At 62.0% G+C, this 10,027-nt stretch carries 6 protein-coding genes; all 6 read right to left on the bottom strand.

Features of this window, described 5'->3' with window-relative positions:
- Positions 1–15: 15 nt before the first annotated feature.
- The 6 genes from BMX68_RS13410 to pilG are packed head-to-tail and all read right to left on the bottom strand — an operon-like array spanning position 16 to position 9,869.
- Positions 16–471, bottom strand: coding sequence for a chemotaxis protein CheW (locus tag BMX68_RS13410; protein ID WP_017130462.1), 456 nt, complete (start codon positions 469–471; stop codon positions 16–18).
- Positions 464–6,382: an Hpt domain-containing protein gene (locus BMX68_RS13405; protein ID WP_017130463.1), complete on the bottom strand. Its 5,919-nt coding sequence runs from the start codon at positions 6,380–6,382 to the stop codon at positions 464–466. The genes BMX68_RS13410 and BMX68_RS13405 overlap by 8 nt, the downstream gene beginning before the upstream one ends.
- A 7-nt stretch (positions 6,383–6,389) precedes the next feature.
- On the bottom strand, positions 6,390–8,447 hold the full coding sequence (locus BMX68_RS13400; RefSeq protein ID WP_060781988.1) for a methyl-accepting chemotaxis protein: 2,058 nt from the start codon (positions 8,445–8,447) through the stop codon (positions 6,390–6,392).
- A gap of 50 nt (positions 8,448–8,497) precedes the next feature.
- Positions 8,498–9,037, bottom strand: a complete 540-nt coding sequence (locus tag BMX68_RS13395; RefSeq protein ID WP_017130464.1) for a chemotaxis protein CheW — start codon at positions 9,035–9,037, stop codon at positions 8,498–8,500.
- A gap of 12 nt (positions 9,038–9,049) precedes the next feature.
- Positions 9,050–9,415, bottom strand: coding sequence for a twitching motility response regulator PilH (gene pilH / locus BMX68_RS13390; RefSeq protein WP_017130465.1), 366 nt, complete (start codon positions 9,413–9,415; stop codon positions 9,050–9,052).
- 46 nt (positions 9,416–9,461) lie between these two features.
- Entirely contained in the window at positions 9,462–9,869 is a 408-nt protein-coding gene (gene pilG / locus BMX68_RS13385) for a twitching motility response regulator PilG (protein ID WP_017130466.1), read from the bottom strand.
- Between the last annotated feature and the right edge of the window lie 158 nt (positions 9,870–10,027).

Raw genomic sequence — 10,027 nt, 5'->3', positions numbered from 1 at the left:
GCCGTCACACATCGCTCAGGCCAGCCCCGACTCCAGCACCAGGCGCTCCAACCCCAGCAAGTCCGGTACCTTCGCCACCAGGTCGGCAACCTGCACCGCGGCCTTTTCCAGGTGGCACAACGGCACATCGACAAAGCTCAGTTGGCTGTCGAGCTTGTACGAGCGCGGAATGCCCTGGATCACCAAGGCGATAAACTTCAGTTGCGCCCGTCCGCCCAGAGCATTGAGGACCACGATCCGCGACCGCTCGCCGACCGCGATAGCCCCGCCACACGCCGCCTCGAAGCTGATCAGCGGCAGTTGTCGGTCACGCCAGGTGATGGGCCGCAGGTACCATGGCGGCGCATCGCTGGCAGGTTCGCCGCGTTGGTAGTCGATCAGTTCGGCCACCGCGACGTTCGGCAGCAGCAGGTAGCGGTCAGCCAATGGCAGCATCAGTCCGGTCAGGCTGCTCGCTCGATGCTCATACATGAACAGAGCTCCAATGAGCGATACTCTCCAGCAGCACCGACTCCTGGTATGGCTTGCCCAGGTAGTCGTTGACGCCAATGGCCATGGCCCGGTCTCGGTGTTTCTGGCCGGTACGGGAAGTGATCATGATGATCGGCAAATCCTTCAGGCGCGGATGGTTGCGTACCTGGGTCGCCACTTCGAAGCCGTCCAGGCGCGGCATTTCAATATCCAGCAGCATCAGGTCCGGGGTGTGTTCCTGCAACAGGGTCAGCGCATCCACGCCGTCTTTCGCGGTGATCACATTCATGCCGTTGCGCTCCAGTAGCCGGCTGGTGACCTTGCGCACCGTGACCGAGTCGTCCACCACCATGACCAGCGTCGAACGCATCGGCATGTAATCCACCGTCAAGTCGCTCACCGCGCGTGGCACCGGCACCCAGGTTTGAGACCTGCGCAGATGGGCCAGCAGGTCGAGAATCAACACCACTCGGCCATCGCCGAGAATCGTCGCGCCGGATAACCCCGCTACCCCGGCAAACTGTGGCCCCAGGCTCTTGACCGCGATTTCCCGGGTACCGGCAAGGGTGTCCACCTGCAGCGCCACCCGCTGCTCGTTGAAGTGCACCAACAGTACCGGCAAGGCCTGGCTCAGGCCGAGCAACTTGGGCTTGCTGACAGTTTGCAGTAATTCGCCCAGGTAGCGCAGTTCGTAGATTTGCCCGGCGTACTCGTAACGCGGCGGGCTCAGTTGATAATAGCTCTCCAGCTCGTTGGGCAGGACCCGCACGATACCTTCGACGGTGTTCAGTGGGATCGCATACTGCTCATCGCCACACTGCACCATCAATGCGCGGTTCACCGAGACGGTGAACGGTAGGCGGATCTGGAAGTGCACGCCCTGCCCCTTGGTGGAGTCGATGGTCATGGTCCCGCCCAGTTGCCGCACTTCCTCATGGACCACGTCCATGCCGACGCCGCGCCCGGAGATCTGGGTGATGCGCTCGGCGGTGGAGAAGCCCGGCTGGAGGATGAATTGCAACACGTCGCGGTCGCTGATCGGCGTGTTTTCCTCGATCATCCCGCGCTTGATCGCCTTGCGCCGCACGGCATCGAGCGGAACCCCGGCACCGTCGTCGCGGATATCGAAGACGATGTCGCCACCTTCGTGGGACAGGTCCAGAGTGATCCGTCCCTGTTCCGGCTTGCCGGCGGCAAGTCGCACCTGCGCGCTTTCCAGGCCGTGGTCGACGGCGTTGCGCAGCATGTGCTCAAGGGGCGAGATCATGCGTTCGAGGACATTGCGGTCCATCTCGCCTTCGGCATTGCCGACAATAAACTCGACGTCCTTACCCAACTCTCCAGCGACCTGCCGGACAATGCGTTTCAGGCGCGGTACCAAACGCCCGAACGGCACCATCCGCGTGCGCATCAGGCCCTCTTGCAACTCGGTATTGACCCGCGCCTGTTGCAGCAGCAGATTCTTCGCATCCTGGTTGCGTTCGGCCAGGGTTTCCTTGAGGTCCAGCAAGTCGGAGGCCGACTCGAACAAAGCCCGGGACAACTGCTGCAACTGAGAATGGCGGTCCATCTCCAGTGGGTCGAACTCTTCGTAGCCCAGGCGTTCGGCCTCCACCTGCTGGCGGCTGAGGATCCGCCCCTGGGTTTCGCTATCCATCCGCCGCAGTTGATCGCGCATGCGCGAGAGAGTAGTTTCCATTTCGCTGAGCGCGACTTTGGCGTCATTCACCTGCTGCTCGATGCGACCACGGAAGATCGAGGTTTCTCCCGCCAGGTTGACCAGATCTTCCAGGACATCCGCCGAAACCTTGACCATGTCCTGGGGCGCACGCTCAGCCTCGGGCAACGCCGCCTCACGCTTGACCGGCACCGAAGGCGCGGGCTCCGGCGTCACCGGCAACGCGACCAGAGGCTGGCGAGCAAACGCCTGTATCTCGGCAATCAAGGCATTGGCGGGCAACACCGGTTGTGCGTCGCGTGCCGCATCAAGCATCTGCGCCAGGCAGTCATGACCACTGCGCAACAATTCGAACAACGCCTCGCCAGGCTGTAGCTGAGTCGACACGCCTTCGTAGAGAAATTCCAGCTCATGAGCCAGGTCGCCGATGGGCGCAATCTCGACCATCCGCGCGCACCCCTTGAGGGTATGCAGGTCGCGCAGCAGGGTTTCCACTTCCTGGCGGCTCGAGGGGTCGGCCTGCCAGCGCCGTAGCGCTGCGGTAGAGCTTTCGATAATGTCGAAGCTTTCCTCGAGAAACACCTCCAGTAATTCCGGATCGCCGACCGTCGCGGCCAGCTGGGCCGGTCCCGTGGGTTCGACGGACTCGGATTGCCCCGCCTGCTGTCGAAACGCCCGGATATTCTCGATCAAAGCTGTCGGATCGCTCAGGGGCTGTTGACCTTGCAGTTGCTTCAGCAACACGGCGAGCTGATCATGGCTCTTTTGCAGCAACCGCGCCAAGGCCAGGGAATGGCTGAAACGCCGATCCACCAGGTCTTCATAAAGATTTTCCAGATTGTGGGCCAGGTCGCCGACAGGGCCGATCTCGGCCATCCGCGCACCGCCCTTGAGGGTGTGCAGGTCGCGTTGCAGGGACAACAGCGGCGCGGCGTTGTCGGGTTCCTCGAGCCAGCGCAGCAAGGCCAGACCGGCATTGTCGAGAATATCCACCGCCTCCTCGAGGAAGATCGTCACGATCTCGTCATCCAGACCCACTGCGCCTTCAACCCTGGCCGCCTCGGCGGTGGCCGTCGACAGCTCGGTGATGCTCAAGGAACGGCTGCCGTCGGTCCTGATTAGCCCGGTGGCGGACGGGTCAAGGGCTGCGTCGAGCAACTCGCGCAAGGCGCGGACACGCTCCGGTTGCGGGTTGATTTCTTGACCTGCGGCCAACTCGTCGAGCATGTTGATCAAGGCTTCATGGGCCTGCTGGGCCTCATGAAAAAACCGCTCGCTGACCGCCAGGCTGCTCTCTTCGACGGCGCCATAAAGGTCCAGCAAGGCTTCGCACAACTCATCCATCGGCTCCAGGTCGGCGATATGTGCGCCCTGGCTAAGGACGGTCAGTTCGTCCAGCAGGTCGTTGAGCTCCTGGCGCTCGCCGGGGTGCTGCTGCCAGCGCAGTAGCAGGTTCTCGGCATCCAGCAGGATATCCATGCCCTGGGCAAGAAAGTTGTTGATCAGTTGCGGATCGCGCTTGGTTCGCTGGGTGCCGCCAGGCTCGCTCAACAGCGCGTCGAGGCGCCTTGCCAGCACCGCCTCGGTCCGTTGGATCAGTTCCGATGCGCCGCTGATGGTGGCCAGCGGACCGTCGGTCAATTGCTTGAGACCACGACGAAACAAGCCTTCGGCCTGCGACAACAATTCGATTTCTTCCGACCCTAGCGCCAGCAGGTGGGCCTTGAGCTCCCGCGTCAGATGGTCGAGCGGCGCGGCCAGCTCGGCCATCGGTAGGACCCCGGCCATATAGGCGCTGCCCTTGAGGGTGTGCAAGGCCCGTTGCAATTCATCGCTGACCTGCAGCGGCGGGTGCTCGGCGACCTGCTCGAGAAAACGGTTGAGGCTATCGAGGTGAGCGCCAGCTTCGTTGCGGAAGATCTCCAGCAACTGCGGATCGAGATCATCGATCTCGTCGGTGCCATCAGCCTCGTCCCCATCCGAACTCGCCAGCTCATGAGCCCAAACCGCCAGCGAGTCGACATCGTCGCGCTGGCGCTGGACATTCGCGGCAAACTCAGCGATCAGCTCCGGCAGCAGCGCTACTACCTCGGCGATCAGTTGCCGTGCCGCCGGCCCAGGCTCGACGCTGCGCTCAAGAATCCGGTTGAGCAGGTTTTCCACAGCCCAGGCCAGTTCGGCCAGCACCAACGCACGAACCATCCGTCCGCTGCCCTTCAAGGTATGGAAGGCTCGACGCAACTCGGCCAAGGCCGATTTGCTCTCGATATCGGCGCGCCAGCGCGGCAGGTAATCGCGCAGCGCATCGAGGACTTCCTCGGTTTCCTCAAGAAAGACTTCTCGCAACTCATCATCCACGGGTGCTTCACCGGTCGGTGGCGGTAACAGGCTTCCTGGCATCTGCCGGGCCGGTGGGTTGAGCGCCGAGACCGGACTGGCCAGCACATCGGCCAGGGACTGCGCCACTCGCGGATCGTCCAGTGCCTGCGAGCCCTGCATGACCATGGCTTCGCTTGGGCTCAGCACTTCCTCGAGCAACGGCACGTCCAGTTCGACCGGCACATACCCTAGCGCATCGAGACTCTCCTCGGCCTTGTCCAGCTCCCGTTCGCCGGGAGCCTCATGGTCCTCGGTCAAGCGTTCGAGGTAGTATTCGATGCCGGTCAGCGCATCGGCCAGGCAGTCGAGCTGTTGCCAGGACGGCGCCGTCGGGTCCACCAGCAAGTGCTCGCGGACATAGCGGTTGCAGGTTTCCAGCAGGCTCGCCGCACGGTTCAGGGGAATCATCGACAGAGCGCCGCGGACTTGCGTCACCAGCTCGGGCAGCGGCATCAGGCGCTCGCGGTCCCAGCCGGCATCGACACACTCGACGATCAGATCCTTGGCCTGTTGCAGGCAAATCCGTGCCTCCTTGATGACGATCCGGTGAATCTGGGTCAGATCAGTGGTCGGCAGGCGGCTTTCTTCACGGCTTGGCGGTTCCACCGTACCGATCATCCCGGCCAACGTCGCCTCGACATAGAGCAAGGCTCCGGCGACATCCATCAGCACCGCATCATTAGGTTCGCGCTGCCCCTGGGCAAGGCCCAAGACCACCGCCAGTTGGTCGATGATAACCTTGCGCGGCTGGCCGAAGCCGAGCACCGCCAAGGTATCGGCGATCTGCCGCAACGGCGCCAGCAGGCTGGCCAGGTCATCGGTGTGCAGGCGGTCGCTGCGTACAAACAGGTCGAGCCGCTCCTTGACCCGCACCAGCTCTTCGCAGAGCGCCGAGACCACCGAACGCATGGCATCCCGATCAGGGCCGGCAAGGCGTGCGCGCTCTTCGTCCACCGTGGAAGTATCCGGCAACGCCTCGTCCAGGCCGTAACGCGCCTTAAGAACCAGCATCTGCGCGGTAGGCCGCTCGGCCTTGGCGATATAGAACAATAGGCTCTTGAGCAATTCGTCCGGCGCCGCCTGGTTGATGCCGGCGATGCCCTGTTCCAGCAAGCGCTTGAGTTCCTTGTCGGAATCCTTGAGCAGGCTGCGCAAGGCTGGGCTGTTGCCGATAGCACCACTGAGAATGCCTTCGACCAACGCCGAGCCGACCTGCCAGAGTGGGCCTAGCGGAGCGTTCCGGCACAGGCTTTCGAGGCGAGCGAAGACCTTGGCCATATAACCAAAGTTGATCGGATCGTCCTTTTCACGCAGCAACCCGACCAATGCCATCTGCAGCGTCTGCCGCAGCCTGCGCAGCAAGTTCGGCAGCTCCGGCGGGGCCAGACGGGCCAGAGCCACATCATCCAGAGGGGGGACTTCGAGGAGGGTCGGGCTGAACAGGCTGGTTTCCGAGAGCAGGCTTTCACCGTGGGCACTGCGCAGGTCGTTGAGCAGCGGCAACACCACCAACGGCAGCTCGCGCCGGGCGCTGTGCACACGGTCCAGGTACAACGGCAGTTGACCGAAGGCCTGGTGCAACAGGCGCACGGCTTCTTTTTGTTCGGCGACCCGGCCCTGCTGCATGGCCAGCACCAACTGTTCCATTTCTTCGGCCAGTAGGGCTGCGCCGTAGAACTCGACCATCAGCAAGCTACCGTGCACTTGGTGAATGCAGGCCAGACACTGGCCGATGTCCTGGCTCGAACGTCCTGCCTCGTCGAAGGCATCCAGGGCCTGACGGGCCTGTTTCAAGGTATCGGCGATTTCGCCCTTGACCCATTCGAGGGCCACATAGTCGTGCGGGTCGCTCATGCTTGCACTACCGGATTTCACGCGCATCTTGCGCCTGGGGCAAAGTGAAGCCGGAGACCGAACGCCGCAGTTGGCTGGCCATTTTCGTCAGGTTACCAATGCTGTCGGCGGTGGCGGTTGAGCCGGATGAAGTCTGGGTGGTGATCTGCTGGATCACGTTCATGGTCAGCGAAATCTGCCCCGCCGACGAGGTCTGTTGCTGCGCCGCGTTGGAAATGCTCTGGATCAGCGCCGCCAGGGTTTTCGAGACACCTTCTATTTCTTCCAAAGCCACCCCGGCATCCTGCGCCAGCCGAGCGCCGCGCACCACTTCGGTGGTGGTTTGTTCCATGGAAATGACCGCTTCGTTGGTGTCGGCCTGGATCGCCCGCACCAAGGTCTCGATCTGCCGGGTCGCGGCGGAAGACCGCTCGGCCAGGCGCTGGACTTCATCGGCGACCACCGCGAAGCCACGCCCGGCGTCGCCAGCCATGGACGCTTGGATCGCCGCGTTGAGAGCCAGGATATTGGTCTGCTCGGCAATGTCGTCGATCAGGTTGACAATATCGCCGATTTCCTGGGAAGACTCGCCGAGGCGCTTGATACGCTTGGCGGTGTCCTGGATCTGTTCGCGAATATTGTCCATGCCATGGATGGTGTTGTGCACCACTTCGTTACCCTTATTGGCGATTTCCACCGAACGCTCGGCCACCGCCGAGGATTCAGCGGCGTTGGCCGACACCTGATCGATGGATTTGGCCATGTCGCTGATGGCGGCGGACGCCTCACTGATCTGTTGGGCCTGATGCTCGGAGGCTTCGGCCAATTGCATCGCGGTGGCCTGAGTCTCCTGCACGGCGGCGGCCACCTGGCCTGCGGTGAGGTTGATGGTCGCGACCAGGTCGCGCAACTGGTCCACCGAATAGTTGATCGAATCGGCGATGGTCCCGGTGAAGTCTTCGGTCACCGAGGCAGTCACGGTCAGGTCGCCAGCGGCCAGGTCCTCTATTTCATCCAGCAGGCGCATGATCGCATGCTGGTTGCGCTCGTTTTTTTCGGCGGTTTCGTGCAGTTGCCGGTTGGTTTCGCGAACCATCACCAGGCCGATCAGAATGATCGAGGCCAGCGCCAGCAGGCCCAGGACATAACCGCCGAGGGTGTCGAGGGAGCGCCCGCTGGCGAGGTTTTCGAAACCATTGGCTAGCTGCGAAGCTTCGTCCAGCAGGGTTTGCGAAAGGCTGAAGATATTGCTGGCGGACTCGCGGACCTGAAACAACTCCGGCGATGTCTGAAGAATCTCGTCGACGGAGCCGGAGACAAACTCGAAGAGTTCGGCAATATCCCCGAGACGGGCGCGGGCGTCCTTGTCTTCGACCTGGGAAATCTTCAGCGCCGCATTGCCCCGCAGCATGCCGTTGAGCACCTGACCGAAGCGCACCGCATCACGCCTGAAGACATCGGCAGCCTGGGACGCGGCTTCCCCGCCGGCTAGCACGGTGTTCACCGCACCGAGAATACGTTCCGCAAGCAATGATTGGCGCTGGGCCATCACTATTTGGGTCGCCGGTGCGCCGCGTTGCAGAAGGATTTCCACGACCTTTTCGTATTCGACCTGCAACTGCGGCACCGTTTCGGCCAGGGTCGCGGCCACCTGGTGTAGAGACAACACAGTCTGTTCACTGGCGAGGATCGCGTCGGTGTCCTTCAGCAGGCTCTCCCAATCCTGCTGCACCGCCCACATTTCGCTGCGCACGACGGACGGTGCCGCGGGCAAGCCGGTGGCCGGGTCACCCTTCTTCAGGTAGCCCCAGCGCTGGGCGAAGTCGTTGCGCGCATCGCCGAGCAACTTGAACGCCGCAGCCTTGCCGGAAGCCGCCTCGGTGGCGTTTTTGGCGATACGCTGAGACAACACCCGCAGTTCGCCGGCGTGGCTGATGTATTGCTTGTCGTAGTTGGACTGAGTGTTCAGGTAGGCGAAGTTGGCAAACAACAACATGATGAACACAATTAGCGCGATAAACAGCGCGATGATCTGCGAACGACTGCGCGAAGCCCCCCGGGGCTCGCTGGTGTGGGCTTTAATCATCGATCAGGCTCCCCGCCTGTACCGTCGAGACTGAACGGACGTCCATGGCGTCAGGCCGCCACATCGAGAAAGCCCGGCGCCTGTGCCAGGACAAACGGGCTGAAGATCCACCAATTGCGCTCTCGTTCGAAACAGCCCTGTACAAACGGTGCCACCATCCGCTCCGGGCTCTCGGCTGAATGCATCTGCAAGCTGCCCTGGGGAAAGTGCTGCATGCCCGCCAACTCATCCACCAGCAGGCCGGCGAACACCTCCTTGTATTCCACCACCAGCACCCGTCGCTGTTTGCGCAACACCGACGACTCATGGCCGAAGAAACCGCACAGGTCCATGATCGGCAACAATCGCCCGCGCAGGTTGGCAATGCCTCTGACCCAGGGCTTCACCCCTGGCAACAGGGTGTAGCGAGGTTCATGGAGAACCTCGGCCACTTCGCCCATCGGTGCCACGTACCACTGCTCGCCAAGCCGAAAACCGATGCCGCTCCAAGTATCCGGGCGGTTTTCCTGGGACGGCAAGCCCGCCGCCAGCAGCCGGCAGCGCTGGTCGATTTCCAGCAGCAACTGGAAGGCGGTCTGCGAATCAGCCATGGGCGTCGGCCGTCAACCGGCCAAGACGTTGTTCAGCGTCTGGAGCAGGGTCTCTTCCTCGACCGGCTTGGTCAGGTAGTCCCTGGCGCCCTGGCGCGTGCCCCAGACCTTGTCGGTTTCCTGATCCTTGGTGGTGATGATGATCACCGGGATCGCCGTAGTTTGCGGATCCTTGGTCAACTGGCGGGTCGCCTGGAAGCCGTTAAGGCCAGGCATGACGATGTCCATCAGGACCGCGTCGGGCTTTTCCTGGCGGGCCAGGGCCACGCCGTCGGCGCCATTCTCGGCTTTGAGGACTTCATGGCCGTGTTTTTCCAGCATGCCGGTCAGTTTGTACATTTCAGTCGGCGAATCATCGACGATCAGGATGCGTGCCATGGTGTTCCCTCTATTCTTATAAAACGGACGACCCACCGGCCACCCGTCAACGTACTTGTTCCACTGCCCCGAACCCCGGTACATGGGCCTTGATTGCCTCCAGCAACTCCTCTTTGCTAAACGGCTTGGTCAAAAACCGATCCGAGCCGACGATGCGCCCCTTGGCCTTGTCGAACAAACCGTCCTTGGAGGACAGCATGATCACCGGGGTCGATTTGAACGCATTGTTGTTCTTGATCAGGGCACAGGTCTGATAACCATCCAGACGCGGCATCATGATGTCGACAAAGATAATATCCGGATGATGATCGGCAATCTTGGCCAACGCCTCGAAACCGTCGACGGCCGTGATGACTTCACAACCGACATGCTTGAGCAGCGTTTCGGCGGTGCGACGAATCGTCTTGGAGTCATCGATGATCATAACTTTCAAAGCGCTGGAGTGCTGTTCCATATCTGTTCTACCCTCGCCACAGCGACTGGTTTTCTACAGGCTCCCGCTTTTTTCGGGCGCGACACCCTGGATGTGGAGGGACTTCGTACAGGATGCGCACCTTTTTAGCACAGTCTCCCCCCGCAATCCATGAGCGGCCTCGGAGCCAGAGCCACAGG

Origin of the sequence: Pseudomonas agarici (assembly GCF_900109755.1) — a bacterium.
GTDB classification, from domain to species: Bacteria; Pseudomonadota; Gammaproteobacteria; order Pseudomonadales; family Pseudomonadaceae; genus Aquipseudomonas; species Aquipseudomonas agarici.
Note: the sequence above shows the minus strand (reverse complement) of the source record. Positions and strands in the feature narration are given on the sequence as shown.